The sequence below is a fragment of the Zhenhengia yiwuensis genome (assembly GCF_014384995.1).
GTDB classification, from domain to species: Bacteria; Bacillota; Clostridia; order Lachnospirales; family Cellulosilyticaceae; genus Zhenhengia; species Zhenhengia yiwuensis.
The window spans coordinates 1-518 of record NZ_JACRSY010000141.1; the positions used below are offsets into that span (position 1 = coordinate 1).

1 protein-coding gene is annotated in these 518 nt (G+C 39.6%); it reads left to right on the top strand.

Annotation, left to right across the window (positions count from 1 at the left end; all coding sequences use genetic code 11):
- Window positions 1–518: phage tail sheath subtilisin-like domain-containing protein (locus H8718_RS20455; RefSeq protein WP_249334891.1), on the top strand; the 518-nt coding region annotated here is incomplete at both ends.

Genomic DNA, 518 nt, shown 5'->3' on the forward strand with positions numbered 1-518 from the left:
GCGGAAACTCAAAGTTATCTGGATTACTTTAAAGCGATAGAAGTCCTTACATGGAACACCATGGCCATTCCTACAAAAGATAGTACAGTAAAAGGTGCAGCCGTATCCTTTATTAAACGCATGAGGGAAGAGGAAGGGAAGAAAGTACAAGGGGTACTTGAAAACTATCCTACTGCAGACTATGAAGGGATTATCAGTGTCAAGAATGGTGTTAAATTAACGGATGGTACAATCATTGATGCCGTAAAAGCTACAGCATGGGTAGCAGCAGCTACAGCAGGTGCAGAGGTAAATGAGTCCAATACATATACAACTTATGATGATAGTGTAGATGTGGATGTCAGATACACTAATACACAGATTATAGAAGCCTTACAAAAGGGCGAATTTGTCTTTGTCGAGCAAGGTGGAAAAGCAGTTGTCGAGCAAGACATTAATACGCTTACGAGTTTTACTGCAGATAAGGATAAATCCTTTAGAAAAAATCGAGTGATTCGTGTATTAGATGCTATTGGGAA